The organism is Cupriavidus sp. 05N40, from assembly GCF_056397305.1.
The window spans coordinates 1-19,143 of the sequence record NZ_JBFTND010000012.1 but is presented as its reverse complement, the minus strand read 5'-3'; the positions used below and the strand labels follow the sequence as shown (position 1 = coordinate 19,143).

15 protein-coding genes and 1 pseudogene are annotated in these 19,143 nt (G+C 68.3%); 3 read left to right on the top strand and 13 right to left on the bottom strand.

Going from position 1 to position 19,143, the window contains the following annotated elements; translation table 11 throughout:
- Window positions 1–158: 158 nt before the first annotated feature.
- From AC1DO7_RS04640 to AC1DO7_RS04600, 9 genes and pseudogenes are all read right to left on the bottom strand, one after another.
- Window positions 159–2,186: a methylmalonyl-CoA mutase family protein gene (locus tag AC1DO7_RS04640; RefSeq protein WP_477115848.1), complete on the bottom strand. Its 2,028-nt coding sequence runs from the start codon at window positions 2,184–2,186 to the stop codon at window positions 159–161.
- Window positions 2,074–2,670: pseudogene (locus tag AC1DO7_RS04635) on the bottom strand (Pnap_2097 family protein); the annotation flags it as partial. The pseudogene AC1DO7_RS04635 and the gene AC1DO7_RS04640, both read right to left, overlap by 113 nt.
- Before the next feature lie 34 nt (window positions 2,671–2,704).
- The gene (locus AC1DO7_RS04630) at window positions 2,705–3,991 is read right to left on the bottom strand and encodes an MSMEG_0569 family flavin-dependent oxidoreductase (RefSeq protein ID WP_441620251.1); all 1,287 of its coding nucleotides are present in this window, start codon (window positions 3,989–3,991) and stop codon (window positions 2,705–2,707) included.
- 99 nt (window positions 3,992–4,090) lie between these two features.
- A complete protein-coding gene (locus tag AC1DO7_RS04625) occupies window positions 4,091–4,378 on the bottom strand; it encodes an MSMEG_0570 family nitrogen starvation response protein (RefSeq protein ID WP_441620249.1) in 288 nt (95 codons plus the stop codon).
- A 9-nt stretch (window positions 4,379–4,387) separates the two neighbouring features.
- Window positions 4,388–5,380 (bottom strand): sll0787 family AIR synthase-like protein, encoded by a 993-nt coding sequence (locus AC1DO7_RS04620; protein ID WP_477115842.1) that lies wholly within the window; start codon window positions 5,378–5,380, stop codon window positions 4,388–4,390.
- Entirely contained in the window at window positions 5,377–5,922 is a 546-nt protein-coding gene (locus AC1DO7_RS04615) for an MSMEG_0567/Sll0786 family nitrogen starvation N-acetyltransferase (RefSeq protein WP_477115841.1), read from the bottom strand. Before AC1DO7_RS04615 ends, AC1DO7_RS04620 begins: the two co-directional genes overlap by 4 nt.
- Window positions 5,919–6,998, bottom strand: a complete 1,080-nt coding sequence (locus AC1DO7_RS04610; protein WP_477115840.1) for an MSMEG_0568 family radical SAM protein — start codon at window positions 6,996–6,998, stop codon at window positions 5,919–5,921. Before AC1DO7_RS04610 ends, AC1DO7_RS04615 begins: the two co-directional genes overlap by 4 nt.
- Window positions 6,991–8,019: a Nit6803 family nitrilase gene (locus AC1DO7_RS04605; RefSeq protein WP_441620241.1), complete on the bottom strand. Its 1,029-nt coding sequence runs from the start codon at window positions 8,017–8,019 to the stop codon at window positions 6,991–6,993. Before AC1DO7_RS04605 ends, AC1DO7_RS04610 begins: the two co-directional genes overlap by 8 nt.
- Before the next feature lie 22 nt (window positions 8,020–8,041).
- On the bottom strand, window positions 8,042–8,524 hold the full coding sequence (locus AC1DO7_RS04600; protein ID WP_441620239.1) for an MSMEG_0572/Sll0783 family nitrogen starvation response protein: 483 nt from the start codon (window positions 8,522–8,524) through the stop codon (window positions 8,042–8,044).
- A gap of 399 nt (window positions 8,525–8,923) precedes the next feature.
- Here AC1DO7_RS04600 and AC1DO7_RS04595 point away from each other — a divergent pair, with 399 nt between their 5' ends.
- Window positions 8,924–10,315 carry an aminotransferase-like domain-containing protein gene (locus AC1DO7_RS04595; RefSeq protein WP_441620237.1) on the top strand — a complete coding sequence of 464 codons (1,392 nt, stop codon included), beginning with the start codon at window positions 8,924–8,926 and terminating at the stop codon, window positions 10,313–10,315.
- 62 nt (window positions 10,316–10,377) lie between these two features.
- Entirely contained in the window at window positions 10,378–12,753 is a 2,376-nt protein-coding gene (locus AC1DO7_RS04590) for a DNA polymerase II (RefSeq protein WP_441620235.1), read from the top strand.
- A gap of 110 nt (window positions 12,754–12,863) precedes the next feature.
- Here the strand turns inward: AC1DO7_RS04590 and AC1DO7_RS04585 are convergent, their stop codons facing one another.
- The 4 genes from AC1DO7_RS04585 to AC1DO7_RS04570 form a co-directional block, all read right to left on the bottom strand.
- Entirely contained in the window at window positions 12,864–14,426 is a 1,563-nt protein-coding gene (locus tag AC1DO7_RS04585; RefSeq protein ID WP_477115839.1) for a DHA2 family efflux MFS transporter permease subunit, read from the bottom strand.
- A 145-nt stretch (window positions 14,427–14,571) separates the two neighbouring features.
- Entirely contained in the window at window positions 14,572–15,891 is a 1,320-nt protein-coding gene (locus tag AC1DO7_RS04580) for an HlyD family secretion protein (RefSeq protein ID WP_441620232.1), read from the bottom strand.
- 59 nt (window positions 15,892–15,950) lie between these two features.
- Window positions 15,951–17,441 carry an efflux transporter outer membrane subunit gene (locus AC1DO7_RS04575; protein WP_441620230.1) on the bottom strand — a complete coding sequence of 497 codons (1,491 nt, stop codon included), beginning with the start codon at window positions 17,439–17,441 and terminating at the stop codon, window positions 15,951–15,953.
- A 38-nt stretch (window positions 17,442–17,479) separates the two neighbouring features.
- Window positions 17,480–17,917 carry a MarR family winged helix-turn-helix transcriptional regulator gene (locus AC1DO7_RS04570; RefSeq protein WP_441649945.1) on the bottom strand — a complete coding sequence of 146 codons (438 nt, stop codon included), beginning with the start codon at window positions 17,915–17,917 and terminating at the stop codon, window positions 17,480–17,482.
- A 382-nt stretch (window positions 17,918–18,299) separates the two neighbouring features.
- Here AC1DO7_RS04570 and AC1DO7_RS04565 point away from each other — a divergent pair.
- Window positions 18,300–19,143, top strand: an 844-nt coding sequence (locus tag AC1DO7_RS04565) for a TonB-dependent siderophore receptor (protein ID WP_477115838.1), incomplete at its 3' end; no start/stop codon positions are given.

Genomic DNA, 19,143 nt, shown 5'->3' with positions numbered 1-19,143 from the left:
TTGCCTGGTTGCCGGCGTGGTACCTGGCCAGGGCATACCTGCATTCTGGGTCGCCCTGGCAGGCATGGCAATCGGGGACCGTCTGACACGTGGCGGTGCCGGGGCCACCCGTGTGCCCTGGAGCCGACCCGGGTCAGCGCGCCGGAAGGCGCAGCCTGTCAGGCAGTTGCATGCAGGGCACCCGGCCGCGCCGGATCTCTATGTGCGACGTCCTCCAGTACAACGGCGATCTGCCGGACGATGACGTCCATCGCGGTTCCCGGGCCGAACATGCGGCGCACGCCGAGTCCGAGCAGCATGCGCGCATCGCCGTCGGGCACGATGCCGCCGGCAAAAACGGGGGTTTGCAACTGCCTGGCCCGCAGCGCCTGCAGCAGGCGGGGCAGCAGCGCGAGATGCGCGCCGGCCAGCGTGGAAACGCCCACGGCGTCGAAGCTGCCGCGTGCCACTTCGGCGGCCACCTCTTCCGGCTGCTGGAAAAGCTGGCCGAGCGTGACCGAGAAGCCGGCGTCTGACAGCGCCGCGGCAACGGCCTTCGCGCCGCGGTCGTGCCCGTCCAGCCCCAGCTTGGCGACCAGGATGCGCGGCGCCCGGCCCAGCCGCGCGCCCAGCGCCCGCACCCGCGCGACGGCCTGCTCCCAGGCCGCATCCCCGGCGCGCGCGCCGCCATACTCGCCTTCGGCAAAGACGGGGCTGGCCCGGTGGCGCGGCCACGCCTGCTCCAGCGCGGCGGTGCATTCGCCCACCGTGGCGCGGCAGCGCATGGCGTCGACGCTGAGCGCGAGCAGGTTGCCGCCGCCGTCGCGGGCTGCCGCCGTGAGGGCGGACAAGGCGCGCTGCAGCGCCGCCGGATCGCGGCTTGCCCTCAGCGTGGCCAGGCGCTGCGCCTGCGCGCCCAGCACCGCGCGCCCGTCCACCGCGAAGCAGGCCGGCGCCTCATCCGGCGCCTCGAACTGGTTGACGCCGATGATGGCCTGATGGCCGGCATCGATGCGGGCCTGGGTGCGCGCGGCGCTGCGCGCGATCATGGCGTGCACCCAGCCGGATTCGAGCGCGGCGAGCACGCCGCCGCGCGCCCGGATCTGCGCCATCAGCGCGCGTGCCTGGTCGGCCACGTCGCGGGTCAGCGACTCCATCATGTAGGAGCCGGCCCACGGGTCGGCCACCTCGCACAGGCCCATCTCGCGCTGCAGGATGAGCTGGGTGTCGCGCGCCAGGCGCGCGGCGTCGGCGCCGGGCAGCGCCAGCGCTTCGTCATAGGCATTGGTATGCAGCGACTGCGTGCCGCCGAATACCGCCGCCATCGCCTCCACCGTGGTGCGCACCACATTGTTCTGCGGCTGGCGCGCGGTGAGCGACCAGCCCGAGGTCTGGCAGTGCATGCGCAGCGCGCCGGCGCGCGCACTGGTGCCGCCGGCGGCCTGGATGATCTCCCACCACAGCAGGCGCGCGGCGCGCAGCTTGGCGATCTCCAGGTAGAAGTCCTTGCCGACGCCGAAGAAGAAGCTCAGCGTGCCGCAGAATGCGTCCACGCCGATGCCGCGCTCGCGGATGGCCTCGACATAGGCCTGGCCATTGGCCAGCGTCAGCGCCAGTTCCAGCACCGGGTCGGCGCCGGCCTCCTGGAAGTGGTAGCCGGAGATCGACATGCCGTTGAAGCGCGGCACGTGCCGGGCCAGCCAGGCCACCACGTCACCGGCGATGCGCATGGACGGCGCCGGCCCGAAGATCCAGGCGTTGCGGACCATGTACTCCTTGAGGATGTCGTTCTGGATGGTGCCGCTCAGGCGCGCCAGCGGCACGCCGCTTTCTTCTCCGGCCACCAGGAAGGCAGCCAGCACGGGCAGCACCGCGCCGCTCATGGTCATCGAGACCGAGACGCGGTCCAGCGCAATGCCCTCGAACAGCCGCTTCATGTCTTCGACCGAATCGATCGCCACGCCGGCCATGCCGACATCGGCCTGCGCCAGCGGGTGGTCCGAGTCGTAGCCGCGGTGGGTGGGCAGGTCGAAGGCCACGGTTGACGTTGCCGTGGAAGAACAGGTCGCGCTGCGATACCGCCGGCGGCTCGTCGAATCGTTGCCATTGCCATTCGGCGCGGTCGACGATGGCCTGGAAGCTGGCGAAGTAAAGCAGGTCGGCGCCGTTGAAGTCGGTGTACGGGCAGGGCAGGTACTCGGCCGTATGGCGCGCGGGCGCCGTGTCCTGCGCCAGCCCAAGGTGCGCGCCCCAGTCGGCGGCGCGGAAGCGTTTGGCCAGGCTTGCCATCTCGGTGGCCTGCGCCAGCGGCGCCTCGGCCGCGGGGCCGAAGGCGGCGCGCACCACCGAGCGGTTGTCGCGCTCGCGCTCGCGGCGGATGAAGGTGGACATCATCGATACCTCGGCGCGGCGCGCGTCGCCCGCCATGACGCGGTGCGTGCTGTGGTGGCGCGCGCCGGTCACGCGCTGGAGCCCGGTGTCGATGGCGAACGCCGCATGCTCGCCCATCGTCTCCAGCGCGGCCTCGCGCACGCGGATCGCCAGGAAGGCGGCGTAGGACTTGTGGCCGCCGGCGTCGCGGAACTCGGGCACGGGCTGCCCGGCCAGCGCCGCGAGGCCCTGCCAGTGCAGGTCCCCGCAGGTCTTCAGCAGCCAGTTTTCCGACAGGCCCGTGTACGACAGTTGCGGCATGCCCGCCACGTAGCGGGTGCGAGCGCGGTGCATGTCAGGCGGCCAGGGCTTCGCTGGCCAGCGAGGCGCGCACCTGGCCAGCCAGGTGCTCGGCATCGCGCGCGATGCCCGAGAAGCGGCCCGATCCCCAGGTATGGAGCCAGGGCAGGCCCAGGAAGTACAGGCCGGGCTGGGCGGTGACGCCGCGCACGTGGCCGGGGTAGCCGCGGCCGTTGAAGACCGGCGCTTCCAGCCAGCTGAAATCCGGGCGGAAGCCGATGCACCAGATGATGGTGCCGATGCCCGCGCTGGCCAGATCCAGCGCGGTACGCTCCGCGGCGGGCTGCCATACGGGCTCGTAGATGCTGGCCGGCGGCGCAGCGATGCCATGCTTCTCGATGTACTTGTCGATGCCGGCGTTGATGCGGTTGTAGGTGTCGTCGGCGTCCTGCAGGTTGGCCGCCAGGTCGGGCGCGAAGTGCAGCCTGCCGTCGCGGTAGTCCTGCAGCAGCCCGTACAGCTCCATGCCCTCGGTGGCGAACTTGCGCAGGTCGATGTCGCGGCCGCCGTCGCGCCCGGTCACATAGTGGTTGGTGTTGTCGCGCACGCCTTCGCGCAGCGGATGTTCCTGCACCGGCATGTCGTAGTACTGCATGTCGGCGAGCCAGTCCACTACGTCGCGGCCGCGGTAGAAGCGCGCGCAACGCGGTGCCTCGCCCACGGCCAGGTAAACATCGCGCCCCGCCAGGTGAAGGTCTTCGGCGATCTGCGCGCCCGACTGGCCCGAGCCCACCACCAGTACGCCGCCCGCGGGCAGCGCCTGCGGGCTGCGGTACTCGGACGACTGGATCTGGCGGATGCCGGCCGGCAGGCGCTCGGCCATGCGCGGCACGATGGGCGAGTGATAGCCGCCCGAGGCCACCACCACCTGGTCGGCGGTGAAGTCACCCTGCGAAGTCGAGACCTCGTAGCCGCCGCGCTCGCGCGGCCGGACGCGGCGCACCTCGGTGTGCTCCAGCACGGGGGCGTTCACCATGGCGATGAAGCCATCCAGGTAGGCGGTGATCTCGTCCTTCCTCATGAAGCCGTGGGGATCGTCGCCCTGGTAGGGGTAGCCGGGCAGGGCGCACTGCCAGTTGGGCGTGACCAGGCAGAAGGCGTCCCAGCGCTGCTTGCGCCAGGTGTGCGTGATGGTATTTTTTTCGATCACCAGGTGGTCGATGGCTGCCTGCTGCAGGTAGTAGCTCATGGACAGGCCCGCCTGGCCGCCCCCGACCACGATCACGCTGTAATGCTTTGCGGCGGCCCCGCTGGCCTGGCTTTGGCTGTGTGTGCTGGACATGATGGTTTTCCTTCTTGGCGTTCGGTGAGACGAAATCGGTGAGACGAAATCGATGAAATGAAATCGATGAAACGAAACTGCGGGTGCCGTATGTGGGGGCTATCGCCCGAAGCCGAGCACGCGCACGGTGGCGCCGGGCTGGGCCTGCCATCTGGCCGCGGTGGTCTCGATCTGGCCGAGCTGGTCCATGGCCGAGGAGCAGGCGTAGCCGTACCTGGCCATGACCCGCTCGGAGGCGCTGCCCAGGGCCTGCCGCGCGCGCGCCAGGAAGTCTTCCAGCGGATAGTCCTGCCCGGCGGCGAAGTACTCGGTGACGACGGAGGACGGCGAATAACAGGTAGCCTGGCTGTGGTCCGGCCATTGCACCCGGAAATGCGTGACTGGCATGGGTACTCCTTATGCGGTGAGCGGTTCCGCGTCGCGCGGAACGATGAAGGCGTCGCGGGCGAAGTCCCACAGCAAGGCGCGCTCGCCATGCCGCTTGACCTGCACCGTGCGCGAGGCGTCGATGGCGCCGATGTCCGCGCAGGCGATGCCGCGCGCGCCGAAGCGCGCGCTGACGGCCTGCACGTCCTGTTCGTCCACCGCCAGCAGGAAGCCATAGCTGGGGAAGGCCGTCAGCCAGCGCTGCATGTCCACGCCGGGCGGCATGGGAATGCGCGCCAGGTYGATGCTGGCGCCCACGCCGGAGCACTCCAGCAGCATCAGCGCCGTGCCGAGCGTGCCGGCCATGCTGATGTCCTTGGCGGCACCGCACAGGCCGTCCTCGGCCAGCGCGGGGAGGATCTCGAGATCGCCGCGCAGGCGTTGGGCCGGCGCCTCGGTGGAAGCGTTCCAGTAGGGATACGGCTCGACGAAGGCGCCGCGCAGGTCCACCGCCATCAGCAGGCGCTGGCCGGGACGCGCGGCGAAGCTCGACAGCAGGCGCGTGGCGCGGCCAAGGATGGCCACCGCGAGCTGGGCCTGGTCGCTGCGGGCATTGCTGTGTCCGCCGACGATCGGCACGCCATAGCGCGACGCCGCCGCGGCCATGCCCTTGAACACCTCGGCGGCGTCGGCCACGCCCTGGCTCCAGATCGCGTCGACCACGGCCAGCGGGCGCCCGCCCATGGCATAGACATCGCTGATATTGACCATGACCGCGCTGTAGCCGGCGAACCACGGCATGGTGCGGATAAAGTCGCTGACCATGCCTTCGATGGCGAACAGCAGATAGTCGTCGCCGTCGGCAATGGCGGCGCAGTCGTCGCCCACCGCCACGGCCTGTGCGAGGTCGCGCGCGCCGTTGGGCAGCGCGCTGCCCAGCGAGGAGAGCATGCCGGCGATATCGGTCTTGTGGCCGAAGCCGCGGCTGGCGCGCTGCGCCTGGACGAGTTCGTCGAGGGTCATCGTGCGGCCCTGCCTTCGGCGACGAAGCCTATGCGCGGCGTATGGCAGGGCGGATACATATTGAGGTMCGCCTRCATCAGGTGGTGCGGATGGCCCAGCAGCGTTTCCTCCGACAGCACGCTCCAGTGCAGGCGCCGGAACAGCGGCACGTTCTGGCTCTGCACGTGGGCCAGGAAGCGCTGGCAGCCCAGCGCGTTGGCACTGCTGACGGCCAGGCGGATCAGCGTGGCGCCGATCTTGCCGTGGCGGCGGAAGGCGGCGTCCACGGCCAGGCGCGAGCCGAACCACACGCCGGGCTCGCTCTCGTGGATGCGCACCGTGCCGACCACCTGGTCCGCCTGCCCGGGCCGGGACGCCACCGCTACCAGCAACTGGGCCACGTCATCGACGGCGTCGCGGTCGTCGCCGGCGAAGATGCCCTGCTCGTCGCAGAACACCGCCTGCCGCAGGCGGTAGGCCTGCTCGGCTTCCCAGGCTGCATCGGCCCAGCGCACGCGCAAGACGTCGGCGGCCGGCACTTCCACGCAGAGATCGGCTTTCATGCTGGCAATCCTTCGTAGGACGACAGCGACGAGCAGGCGCCGCACTTGCCGCAGCCGGCCTTGATGTCGGCCGAGCGCATGCCGGCCGCGCCGACCATCGCGCCCAGCGGCTGCAGCACCGACTTCATGAACTCGGGCGTGGGCGCGGGATGGTCTTCCAGCGGCGTGCCGGAGATCGGCACGAAGGGCACCACGAACGGGTAGACGCCGATGTCGAGCAGTTCGCGCGAGATCGACAGGATGGCCTCGGCGGTGTCGCCCAGGCCGGCCAGGATATAGGTGCTGACCTGGCCGCGCCCGAACACCGCTACCRCCGCCTTGAACGACTCCATGTAGCGGCTGATGGGCACCGAGGCCTTGCCCGGCATGATGCGCTCGCGCACGGCGGGCGTGACCACTTCGAGGTGCATGCCCAACGTGTCGATGCCGGCGGCGCGCATGCGGCCGAACCAGCGGTCGTCGTCGGGCGGCTCGCACTGCGCCTGGATCGGCAGGTCGACCGCGGCGCGGATGGCGAACGCGCTGTCGCACAGGATGCTGGCGCCGCGGTCCGGCGTGGGCGGCGTGCCGGTGGTCAGCACCATATGCTTGACGCCGTCGAGCAGCACGGCCGCGCGGGCCACCTCGGCCAGCTGCTCGGGGGTCTTGCGGGCGATGGTGCGCCCGGCCGCCAGCGATTGGCCGATCGAGCAGAACTTGCAGGTCTTGCGCCGGCTTTCATAGCGGATGCAGGTCTGCAGCACGGTGGTGGCCAGCACGTCGGCGCCGTGCAGCGTGGCGATGTGGGAGTAGGGGATGCCTTCCATGGTCTGCATCGCATAGAAGCGCGGCGCCTTCGGGAAGCTGATGCTGGCGATGGGGATGGTGCCGCGCGAGAGCTTCACCTCGCCCCGGGCATCCGGGGCGGAGGCCACGAACGGGGAGTCCCAGGCCGTGCTGGTATGCACCGGCACCATGATGGTCACGCCGTCGATGGTCACTGCCTTGTGGTCCGAAGGGCCCGCCCCGCCGCGGCGGCTGGCCGCGCCGGCACGGGGGTCTTCCAGGCGCATCCCGACAGATTGAAGCTCAGTCATCAACTGCCGGCTCGAGGCCGGCGTCGTCTCGCTGGAGTGCATGTTGGGTGCTCCCGTTGAAGTTGGCGAATGCGGTGCTCATGGCCGAAGCCATGGCCGAGGACGTGGCGGCCGGCCGGTCGTTGATGGCTAGGCTCAGCAGTTCGGGGCGCGCGTAGTGCCCCACCGAGTCCATCATGCGTTTGCGCTTGGTGATGAGCGACATGTCCAGGTCGGCGATCACCAGGCCTTCGCCTTCGCGCAGCGGCGTGGCGAGGTGCTGGCCTTCGGGCGAGATGATCGCGGTGTTGCAGCCGCCGCGCAGGGCCTTCTGCAGGCCCGGGTCGGTGGTCACCGAGGCAATCTGCTGCTCGGTCAGCCAGCCGGTGGCGTTGACCACGAAGCAGCCCGATTCCAGCGCGTGGTGGCGGATGGTGACCTCGATCTGCTCGGCGAAGACCGGGCCCACCAGCGAGCCGGGAAACTGGCTGCAATGGATTTCCTCGTGCTGGGTCATCAGCGCGTAGCGCGCCAGCGGGTTGTAGTGCTCCCAGCAGGCCAGCGCGCCCACGCGGCCGACGGCGGTGTCGGCGACCTTGAGACCGGCAGCGTCGCCCTGGCCCCAGATCATGCGTTCGTGGAAGGTTGGCGTGATCTTGCGGCGCTTGAGCACCAGGCGGCCATCGGCGTCGAAGATCAGCTGGGTGTTGTAGATGCTGCCGTGGTCGCGCTCGTTGACGCCGAGCACCACCACCATGCCGTGCCGGCGCGCGCGCTCGGCGACGGCGTGCGTGACCGGGCCGGGTACCACCACGGCTTGCTCGTACAGGCGCATGTGGTCGCTGCCGGACTGCACCGGCGGCCGCACGAAGGAGAAATACGGGTAATACGGCACGAAGGTCTCGGGGAAGACGATCAGTTGCACGCCTTCCAGGGCGGCCTTGTCGATCGCTTCGCAGACCTTGCCGAGCGTACCCTCGCCGTTCTCGAGGTCCGGGGAGATCTGGACCGCGGCCGCGCGCACGATGCGTTTCTGTGACATGGTGATACCCGCCTCTCTTTACTTAAACAGTCCAGGTGTCGACGATCAGTGCGTTCTCCTTGCGATGCAGGAGCCGGAGGTCGAGCACGTCGAGCGGGTTGATCGGGCGGATGCCTTCGATCAGCGAGGCTTCGCCGTGGCCGTACAGCGCTTGCAGCGCGAAGCGGCAGGCGTAGACCTTGCCGCCTTCGTCCATGAACTTGGTGAGCTGCTTGTTGAAGTTCAGGTGACCGGCGAAGGCTTCGTCGCCCAGCGTGGGGAAGCCGCGCTGCAGGCCGAGCGTGACGCCCGGGCCATACAGCAGGATCGAGGTCTCGAAGCCCTTGCGCTGCAGGCGGGTGGCCTGCAGCATGTTGACGAAGCCGATCGAGCCTTCGAAGGCCACGGTGTGGAAGGTGACCAGCGCCTTCTCGCCCCGCTCGGCTTTTACGTCCTCGAAGACCTTCTCTTCGTAGTCGACCAGGAAATCGCCCTTCTGGTGGGCCGGTTTGTTCACTGCGGGCATGTTTTGCTCCAATTCGTTGGTGGTTCAGTCGATCAAGCGATCCGTCGATCGATCGATCGGCCGGGGGGCCGACGTGGAGACTTGTGCAACCGGTATGCCATCCGCGCGGTCCAGCCATGCGATCAATCCGCGATCTGGCAGGCGCCGCCGGATTGATCGCATCGGTGATCGGCAACGCGGCGGCCGCGCAAGGTACTGCCGGCACCACTCGGGGCCGGGCGCGCGGCGCCGCAGGGATGCACCGGGTGGCGGCTTTGCGGCAATCGCGTGCGCTCAATCGGTGCAATCAGGCTCATTCGCGCACCATCATGTTGCGTATCCGGGTGCAATCAATATTGCATGGTGAATGCGATCACTTGTGCTAGCCTGAATGGCTGAATCCATATCGCGGAGTCCGTCTTGTCTGGCCTGACGAACCATTGGGAAAAGCGCATCGCGGAGAGCGCGAAGCCGGCCTATCTGATGATCCCGGAGCTGATCGAGGAGGCGCTTGCCAGCGGCCGCCTGCAGGCGCGGGACCGGTTGCCGGCCTTGCGCGACCTGGCCGACGCGCTGAAGCTCAACTACACCACCGTGGCGCGCGGCTACAACGAGGCGCGCAAGCGCGGCCTGATCGACACCAAGGCCGGCAGCGGCACCTATGTGCGCGGGCGCGCGCCGGCGCTGCCGCTGCGCGCGGGCACGGGCGCCGAGATGACGATGAACATGCCGCCGGAGCCGGCGGCGCTGGCCGCGCGGCTGCGCGAATCGATGACGCGCCTGATGGGGGCCACCGATCCCTATGCGCTGCTGCGCTACCAGGACTTCGGCGGCACGCCGGCCGACCGTGCGGTGGCGACCGGCTGGCTGCGCCGGCTGGTGCCGGCATGCAGCGCGGAGACCGTGCTGATCGCCCCCGGCATCCATAGCGCGCTGGTGGCGTTGCTGTCGCAGTTGTCGCGCCCCGGCCAGGCCATCTGCCTGGACACGCTGGCCTATCCCGGCATCAAGGCCATCGCCGCGCAACTCGGGGTGCAGCTGCTGGCCTTGCCCGGCGACGAAGAGGGGCCGCTCGCGCCGGCCTTCGAGGCGCTGTGCAAGGCGCAGAAACCCGCCGCGTTCTACTGCAATCCCACCTTGCAGAATCCGAGCACGAGGACGATCCCGCAGGGCCGGCGCGAGATCCTGGCCGATATCGCGCTGCGCTACAGCGTGCCGATCATCGAGGACGATGCCTACGGCATGCTGCCGCAGAGCGTGCCCGATGCATTCGCCACCCTGGCACCGGAGCTCACCTACTACGTGACCGGGCTGTCGAAATGCTTCGGCGCGGGCCTGCGCATCGCCTTCATCCACGGCCCCAGCGCCCGCCAGACCCAGCGGCTGGCCGGCACCTTGCGCGCCACCACGGTGATGGCCAGTCCGTTCAATACCCTGCTGGCCACGGCCTGGATCAAGGACGGCACGGTGGACGACATGCTCAAGGCGATCCGCGCCGAGAGCGTGGCGCGCCAGGCGATCGCGCAGCGGGTGCTGGCGGGCCGCCCCTTCGACGCCGATCCGAGCGGCTTTCACCTGTGGCTGCCGATTCCCGGCGAAAGCGTATGGAGCCCGTCGGAGCTGGCACTGCACTTGCGCTCCCGGAGCATTGGCGCGGTGTCCAGCGCCGCGTTCTCGACCGACGGCAATCCGCCGGAAGCCGTGCGCATCTGCCTCGGCGGGCCGAGCGACCGCGACGAAGTGGAAGAGTCGCTGCAGATCGTCGCCGAGACGCTGGACGATCCCCATCACCTGCATTCGGCCATGCTCTAGGCCGGCGGGCCGGTAGAATAGCCGGTGGCCGCAAAGGCAGGGCTTTCCAAGGCAGCAGCAGGGTGGATCAACTACATCAGGGTTTTCTTCTGACCCGGCACTGGCGCGACACCGCGGCGGGCACCGAGGTCGAGTTCTGGCTCGCGACGGACGACGGGCCGCGCCATATCCGTCTCGCCCCGCAGCAGTCCGTGGCCTTCATCCCGGCCGAGCACGGCGAGCGCGCAGCACTGGTCCTGCGCGGCGAGCGCGGCGCCGAACTGAAACCCCTGCCGCTGACCGACTTCCACCAGCGCCCGGTGCTGGGCCTGTATTGCCCGCAATACCGCCAGCTCGGCAAGCTGGAAAAGCAGCTGCGCGAATACGGCATCGATGTCTACGAAGCCGATATCCGCCCCCCCGACCGCTACCTGATGGAGCGCTTCATCAATGCGCCGGTGTGGTTCGGCGGCGAAGCCAACGCGGCCGATCCGCGCGGGCCGCTGCTCAACGCCCAGATGAAGCCCGCGCCGGCTTACCGCCCGCGCCTGAAGCTGGTTTCGCTCGATATCGAGACCACCGCCCACGGCGAGCTGTATTCGATTGCGCTCGAAGGCTGCGGCCAGCGCCAGGTCTACATGCTCGGGCCGCCCAACGGCGATGCAAGCGGCATCGACTTCGACCTCGACTACTGCGCCAGCCATGCCGACATGCTGGAGAAGCTCAACCAGTGGCTGGAACGGCACGATCCCGATGCCATCATCGGCTGGAACGTGGTGCAGTTCGACCTGCGCGTGCTGCAAAAGCATGCGGAGCGCTACCGCATACCGCTGCGCTTCGGCCGCGGCGGCGGCCTGCTGGAATGGCGCGAGCACGGCTTCAAGCAGGAGCATTTCTTTGCCTCCGCCGCCGGCCGGCTGATCATCGACGGCATCGAATCGCTGCGCTCGGCTACCTGGAACTTCCCCTCGTTCAGCCTCGAGAACGTGGCGCAGACGCTGCTCGGCGAGGGCAAGTCCATCGACAACCCATACCAGCGCATGGCCGAGATCGACCGCCGCTTTGCCGAGGACAAGCCCGCACTGGCGCGCTACAACCTGAAGGACTGCGAACTGGTCACGCGCATCTTCGCCAAGACCGAGTTGCTGCATTTCCTGCTGGAGCGCGCCGCGGTCACGGGGCTGGCCGCGGACCGCAGCGGCGGCTCGGTGGCGGCATTCTGCCACCTGTACATGCCGCTGATGCACCGGCAGGGCTATGTCGCGCCGAACCTGGGGGACGTGCCGGAGGCGGCCAGCCCCGGTGGTTTTGTCATGGACTCGCGGCCGGGGCTCTATGACTCGGTGGTGGTGCTGGACTACAAGAGCCTGTATCCGTCCATCATCCGCACCTTCCTGATCGATCCCGTAGGGCTGGTGGAAGGCATGCTGCATCCCGATGATGCCGATTCGGTGCCGGGCTTCCGCGGCGGGCGCTTCTCGCGCAGCAAGCACAGCCTGCCGGCCATCGTCAGCCAGATCTGGCAGGAGCGCGAAGCGGCCAAGCGCCAGCGCAACCAGCCGCTGTCGCAGGCGCTCAAGATCATCATGAATGCCTTCTACGGCGTGCTGGGCTCGAGCGTCTGCCGCTTCTTCGACCCGCGCCTGGCCTCGTCGATCACCATGCGCGGCCACGAGATCATGCACCGCACGCGCGAGCTGATCGAGGCCAGGGGCTATGAGGTCATCTACGGCGATACCGACTCCACCTTCGTCTGGCTGAAGCACCCGCACTCGGAGCAGGATGCCCGCCGGCTCGGGCTCGCGCTGGTGGAATACGTGAACCAATGGTGGCGCGATCACCTGCGGCAGTCCTATGGACTGGAAAGCGCGCTGGAGCTGGAGTTCGATACCCACTACCTGCGTTTCCTGATGCCCACCGTGCGCGGCGCGGAGCAAGGCAGCAAGAAGCGCTATGCGGGGCTCGTCGCCGGCGCGGATGGCAAAGACGAAATGGTCTTCAAGGGCCTGGAAACCGTGCGCACCGACTGGACGCCGCTGGCCCAGCAGTTCCAGCAGGAGCTATACCAGCGCGTGTTCAAGAAGCAACCCTTTCGCGAGTACGTGCGGGACTACGTGGCGCGCACGCTCGGCGGCGAGTTCGACGATCTGCTGGTCTACCGCAAGCGCCTGCGGCGCCCGCTGGAGGAGTACCAGCGCAACGTGCCGCCGCACGTGCGCGCCGCGCGCATCGCCGACGAATTCAATCAGCGCGAGGGGCGCCCGCTGCAATACCAGAACGGCGGCTGGATCAGCTACGTGATGACCACCACGGGGCCCGAGCCGCTGGAAACGCGGCGCGGCGCGCTCGACTACGCGCACTACCTGGAGCGCCAGCTGCAGCCGGTGGCGGATGCCATCCTGCCGTTCCTGGAAGAGGATTTCTCCAGGCTGGTGACGGGGCAACGGGATTTGTTCTGACGTTCTGACGAGGGGTTGCGCAGGGAAAGCGGGAAAGCGGGAACGCCTCCCGGCGGGAGGCGCAAGCTTGCTGGCCACGGCGCGACCGCGCCGTGGCGCGCTCGGGTGCTTCAGTGCGCGGCRGCCGCCGCTTCCGACACCGCGCCCTTCACCGGCTTGGTCAGCCAGATCAGCGGCACGATCAGCACGAAGATCACGCCCGAGATCCAGAAGATGTCGTTCAGGCCGAGCATGATCGCTTGCGTGTTGAGGCTGCGCTCGAAGTAGGCCACCGCCTGCGCCGGGCTGAAATGCAGCGTGGCCTGGATCGATTCGAGCGCGGCGTTGTAGAGCGGGTTGGTCGGGCTGGCCTGCTCGGCAAGCTGGCTGTGGTGCAGGATGCTGCGGCTGTTCCATGCGGTGCTGGCAATCGACGTGCCTGCCGCGCCGGCAAACACGCGGGCGAAGTTGGACAGGCCTGCCGCGGCGGGAATCTTCTCCGGGGCCAGCCCCGAGAGGATGATCGCGGTCAGTGGCACGAAGAACAGCCCGGTCGGTATGCCTTGCAGCAAGGTCGGCAGGACCAGCGTCCAGGTATCCACGCCAGTGGTGTATTGCGAACGCATGAAGAACACCCCGGCAAAGCCAAGGAATGCCATGGTGCCCAGCACGCGCAGGTCGATCTTGGGCAAGAGCTTGCCGAGCACGGGCGTGAGCAGCACGGCGAAGATACCGAGCGGCGCGGTCACCATGCCGGCGTTCACGGCCGGATAGTTCAGGTATTGCTGCATCCATTGCGGCAGCAGCACCAGGTTGGCGAAGAACAGGGCGTAGGCCACCGAGATGGCGACCGTGCCGCCGAGGAAGTTGCGGCCCTTGAACAGGCGCAGGTCGATGATGGGGTTCTTCTCGGTCAGCTCCCAGATCACGAAGAAGGCGAAGCCAAGCGCCGCCACCACGGCCAGGATGACGATCACCGGCGAGCTGAACCAGTCCAGGTCCTTGCCCTTGTCGAGCATGATCTGCAGCGCGGCCACCCACACGATCAGCGAGCCCAGGCCGACCACGTCGATGGGCAGCTTGCGCGGGGGGGTCTCGCGCTCGCGGTAGATGGCCCATGTCACGGCGGCTGCGAACAGGCCGACCGGGATGTTGATGTAGAAGATCCACGACCACGAGTAGCTGTCCGTCATCCAGCCGCCCAGCGCGGGGCCGGCGATCGGGCCCACGGTGGCGGTCATGGCCCACAGCGCGAGCGCGGTCGCGCTCTTTTCCTTCGGATACGAGCCGAGCAGGATGGCCTGCGAGAGCGGGATCAGCGGACCGGCCACGGCGCCCTGGAGAATACGCGCGGCCAGCAGCACAGGCAGGTTGGGGGCGATGCCGCACAGCCACGACGACAGCACGAACAACRGGATGGCGCCGACGAACAGGCGGATCTGGCCGATGCGCTGCGTCAGCCAGCCGGTCAGCGGAATCGACACCGCGTTGGCGGCGGCGAACAGCGTGATGACCCAGGTGCCCTCGTCGATCGAGACGCCCAGGTTGCCGGAGATGGTCGGGATGGCCACGTTGGCGATCGACGAATCGAGCACGTTCATGAAGGTGGCCAGCGCCACGGCGAAGGTTGCCAGCGCGAGCTTGCCGCCGGTGAGCGGCGGTGGCGGGGCGAGTGGTCGGGATTGGGCTTGCATGGTGCGCTCCGGCGAGGTTTCGCTTGTTTGGTCGCGTATTCAGGTCGCTTGGGATGCCGGCCGGGGAGGGCCGCGGGAAGGGTCGCTGTCCCGCGCCCTGCCGGCATCGCCTGATAAGTCAGATATTTGGACGAAAAAGAACGCTTCAGGCGCCCGCGCCTTGCTTTCCCGCGCGCGCTGCCTGCACCGGTGCGCTGGCCTGCGGCTTGGGCGCTTGCGCGGCCCGGGCGACCTGCGCGCCCTGGCCCTGGCTATTGCTGTTGTGCGCGACGATGCGTGCGATCTCGTCGTCGGCTTCCGCGCCGTAGCGCTCGAACACATTGGTCTTGTAGGTGGTGCGGTAGGCGTTGGCGGCGTCGGCCACCGGCGCCAGGTGCGAGCCGCCGGCGTTGCGCGTGTTCACGTCCACCTGCATCGACAGGCCGATCTGCAGGGGGTGCGCGCGCAGCTCAGCCGCATCGAGCTGGACGCGTACCGGCAGGCGCTGCACGACCTTGATCCAGTTGCCGGTGGCGTTCTGCGCGGGCAGGGCGGAGAACGCGCTGCCGGTGCCGGCGGAGAAGCCCACCACGCGGCCGTGATAGGTCACGCTGCTGCCGTAGAGATCGGCATGCAGCTCCACCGGCTGCCCGATGCGGATGTTCTTGAGCTGCACTTCCTTGAAGTTGGCGTCGATCCACACGCCGTCCAGCGGCACGATGGCCATCAGCGGGTTGCCCGGGGCCACGCGCTGGCCGACCTGCACCGAGCGGCGCGCCACGTAGCCGGTCACGGGCGCCGGCAGGCTGTTGCGGGCATTGGCGAGGTAGGCGTCGCGCACCTTGGCGGCGGCGGCCTGCACGCTGGGGTGGTCGGGCACGGTGGCCTGGTCGGTCAGCGCGTGGTTCGATGCCAGTTGCTGGCGCGCAGTCTCGAGCGCGGCCTCGGCGGTCTTGACGGCATCGCGGGCGTGCGCCACGTCTTCGGCGGCGACGGCGCCGGTCTCGCTGACTTCGGTGCGGCGGCGCAGGTCGTCGCGGGCGCGCGCCAGGTCGGCCTGGCGCTGGGCGATGGTGGCTTCGAGCACGCTGTTGTTGACATAGAGCGCGCTGACCTGGCGCACGGTCTGCCCGAGCATGGCTTCGGCATTGGCCAGCGCCACCCTGGCATCGGCCGCGTCGAGGTTCACCAGCGGCTCGCCCGCCTTGACGATCTGCGTGTCGTCGGCGTTGACCGCGATCACCGTGCCGGTCACCTGCGGCGTGATCTGCACCAGGTTGCCGTTGACGTAGGCGTCGTCGGTGTCTTCATGGAAACGGGCTTCGGTGTAGTAGTACGTGCCCCAGCCGGCGGCGGCCAGCGCGGTGACCAGGCCCAGCAGGGCGAGGGCGCGCTTGCGCTTGCCTGGTGCCGGGCTGGCGGCCTGCGCAACGGCTTGCGGGTTGTTCGGTTGAGCAGCTTGTTCGGTTTGGTTCTGGGTAGTCATGGCAGTACCTGTATGCGGGAAACTGGCGATTGGCGGTTAGCGTTATTGCGATGGCTGGCTCAGCGGATCAGGGCCGCCTGCTTGATGGAATCCGAGGTGTCGGTGTAGCCGCCGCCGAGCGCCGCGGCCAGCGCGATCTGGCGGTCGCGGCGGGTCATGCGCAGGTTGGCGACTGCCTGGGCACTGGCCAGCGCGTTGGTCTGGGCGTTCAGTACGGTCAGTTGCGTGGTCAGGCCGGCCTTGTACTGGGCCATGGCCAGGGTCAGCGCGCGGCGGGCGGCTTCGTCGCTGCGCACGGCGCCCGCGATCTGTACGTCGATGGCGCGGATGTCCGACAGCTGCGTGGCCACGTCGGACAGCGCGTTGATCAGCGTCTCGTTGTAGTTGGCGACAGCGAAGTCGAACTCCGCATAGCGGCCCTTGAGCTGGGCGCGCAGCGCGCCGCCGTCGAAGATCGGCAGGTGGATGGCCGGGCCGGCCGAAGCGGTGCGGCTGGCGGCGCGCAGGAAGTGGCCGAAGCCGAAGGCGTCCAGGCCGATGGCGGCCGACAGGTTGATGTCGGGGTAGAACTCGGCCTTGGCCACCTTCACGTCATGCGTGGTGGCGTCCACGCGCCAGCGCGCGGCCACGATGTCCGGGCGGCGCGAGACCAGGTCGGCGGGCAGGTTGTCGGGCAGGCGCACTTCCTCGCCGGTGCCCAGGCTGGGGCGGGCGATGGCCAGGCCGCGGTCCGGGCCCTTGCCGAGCAGCGCGCCGAGCTGGTAGCGGGTGCGCTGGATATTGCCTTCGAGCGCGGAGACGGCGACTTCGCTGGTGGCCAGGTTGGCTTCGGCGGTGCGCTTCTCCACTTCGGTTTCCAGGCCCATCGTCACGCGGCCGCTGGTCACGCGCAGCACGGCGGCGCGCTGGGTGACTTCGTCGCGGGCAATATCGGCCAGCGCATAGAGGCGGGCCAGCTCGTTGTAGGCGCGCGCGATAGCCGAGCTGAGCGTCAGCTTGACCTGCTCGGATTCGGCCTCGGTGGCATGTACGGCGGAGACCGACGACTTCAGCGCTTCGCGGTTCTTGCCCCACAGGTCCAGCTCGAACGTGGCGCCCAGCATGGCCTTGTTTTCCGATTGCCAGGAGCCGGCGAAGGGGGGCGGCGTCATGGCGTTTTCCGAGAAGCGCTGGCGGGTCCACGAATATCCGGCGCCCACCTGCGGCAGCGTATTGGCGTTGGCGCCTTCGCTGGCCGCCACGGCGGCGGCCAGGCGGGCCCTGGCCTTCTCGAGCGACGGGCTGCCTTCCAGCGCTTCGGCCACCAGGGCCTTGAGCTGCGCGTCGCCGAACTGGTCGGCCCAGTCGGCCGACGGCCAGCGGCCTTGCTCGGCAGGGATGCTCTGGGTGCTGGCGTAGGCCTTGGTATCGGCGATCTGCTTGTCGCTATGAATGCCCGCGTAGTTGGCGCACCCGGCAAGAACGGCCACCATCAGCGCGGAGAGGGCAAGGCCGGCGGGGCGAACGAAGCGGCTGACGCTGCGAGCCGGCTGCATCTTCTGATTGTTCATTTTCTGACCTATCAGTTAATTAAGCGAAAAAAAAAGGTTCAGGCGCTCGCGAATTTCACAAGCAGCCGGCTGAATTCGGCGAATTCATCCGGGGAAAAGGCGGTGAGCCGTGCATTGAGCACTTGCGGCGCGATTTCGGAAACCTGCTCGGTGATCGCGCGACCCTTGTCGGTCAGCACCAGGTTGACCACGCGACGGTCGCTCACGCTGCGGCTGCGTTTCAGCAGGCCCTCGTTCTCCAGCTTGTCCAGCATGCGCGTCATCAGGCCGGTGTCCACGCCGAGCCGCTTGCACAGTTCGAACGGGGTGGACGCACTGCCGCGGAGCATCGACAGCAGGATGCCCATGTGCTGGCTGCTGATGCCCAGTTCCTTCAGCGCTGCATCCAGTTCTTCCATCAGGCTGTTGCGGGCACGATTGAGGAAGAACCCGACGCTGTAGGTCAGCGGGAAGTTTTCCTTCGAGTAGTGGTCCACGATGTGCTCCTCGTCTTGGTTGATGCAACAGTAGCTGACAGGTCAGATAAATACAAGCGGAATTTGTGGAAAGTCAGCGAATACCGGTGGCGGGCTCGCCGGGACGACCATTTTATGCCTGTTACGCCACTCTGATGGTGGCTTGCCTGCACCTGTCTGCTTCGTATTCACCGCGCCTGTTGCGATAGCCAGCAATTTTGGGCATTATCCGAGACCTCTAAAACGAAATGCAAATCAATCGCATTTGCGTTTGCGTTGTATCCAATTGTTCACTTCGCTTGTTCACTTCGCTTTCCAGGACCCAATGACCGTTCACCTCGGCCCCGCTGCGCGCCGGAACCCTGCTGCGCCTCAAGCCCGCCAACTTGCCTCACTGGCCAGGATGGCGGTCCTGTTCGGATTCCCGCTCTGTGGCGCGGCGCTGGCGCAGCAGGCCGCGCCAGCCACCGAGCAGGCACTACCCGCCGTGACCGTCAGCGCGGGCGCCATGGCGGACGCCGGCCAGCAGCTCGAGAAGAAGGTTGGCAGCGGCGCGCTGGGTAACCGCGCGCAGATCGATACGCCGTACTCCACCACCATCGTCAGCGGCGAAGACCTGGCCGACCGCCAGGTCACCAAGCTTGGCGACGTGTTCGCCGTGGATGCGTCGGTCTCCGACAACAGCAACGCCAACAATAGCTGGGCCAGCTACCTGACCGTGCGCGGGCTGCAGCTCGACTGGCAGAACGGCTACAAGATCAACGGCATGCCGTATGTGGGATACGGCATCACGCTGCCATACGAGCAACTGGAGCAGGTCGAACTGCTCAAGGGTTTGTCCGGCTTCATGTACGGCTTCGCCAATCCGGGCGGCACGGTCAACTACGTGACCAAGCGCCCGACCGACACCTTCACCGGCAGCCTGGAGCTGGGCTACCGCAGCGCCCACGTCTGGACCGAGCACCTGGACCTCGGCGGGCGTGCGGGGCCGGACCAGATGTTCGGCTACCGCCTGAATGTCACGCACGAGGAGGGCAAGCCATCCAACGCGGTCGGCCTCAAGCGCGATTCCGTCTCGCTGGGGCTGGATGCCCGCCTGACGCGGGACCTGACCTGGACCTTCGACGGCATCTACCAGGACCGCCGCACCTTCGGCCAGACGCCGACCTTCGCCACGTATTCGTACACCGGCACTTCGCTGCCGGGCGTGGTGAGCGGCCGCGGCGGCCTGTTCGCCGGCCCGGACC

Bases quoted from the DNA above. Each gene is read 5' to 3' on its own strand.
- AC1DO7_RS04630 (WP_441620251.1), bottom strand. From the start codon at position 3,991: ATGTCCAGCACACACAGCCAAAGCCAGGCCAGCGGGGCCGCCGCAAAG.
- AC1DO7_RS04625 (WP_441620249.1), bottom strand. From the start codon at position 4,378: ATGCCAGTCACGCATTTCCGGGTGCAATGGCCGGACCACAGCCAGGCT.
- AC1DO7_RS04605 (WP_441620241.1), bottom strand. From the start codon at position 8,019: ATGTCACAGAAACGCATCGTGCGCGCGGCCGCGGTCCAGATCTCCCCG.
- AC1DO7_RS04600 (WP_441620239.1), bottom strand. From the start codon at position 8,524: ATGCCCGCAGTGAACAAACCGGCCCACCAGAAGGGCGATTTCCTGGTC.
- AC1DO7_RS04580 (WP_441620232.1), bottom strand. From the start codon at position 15,891: ATGACTACCCAGAACCAAACCGAACAAGCTGCTCAACCGAACAACCCG.
- AC1DO7_RS04575 (WP_441620230.1), bottom strand. From the start codon at position 17,441: ATGAACAATCAGAAGATGCAGCCGGCTCGCAGCGTCAGCCGCTTCGTT.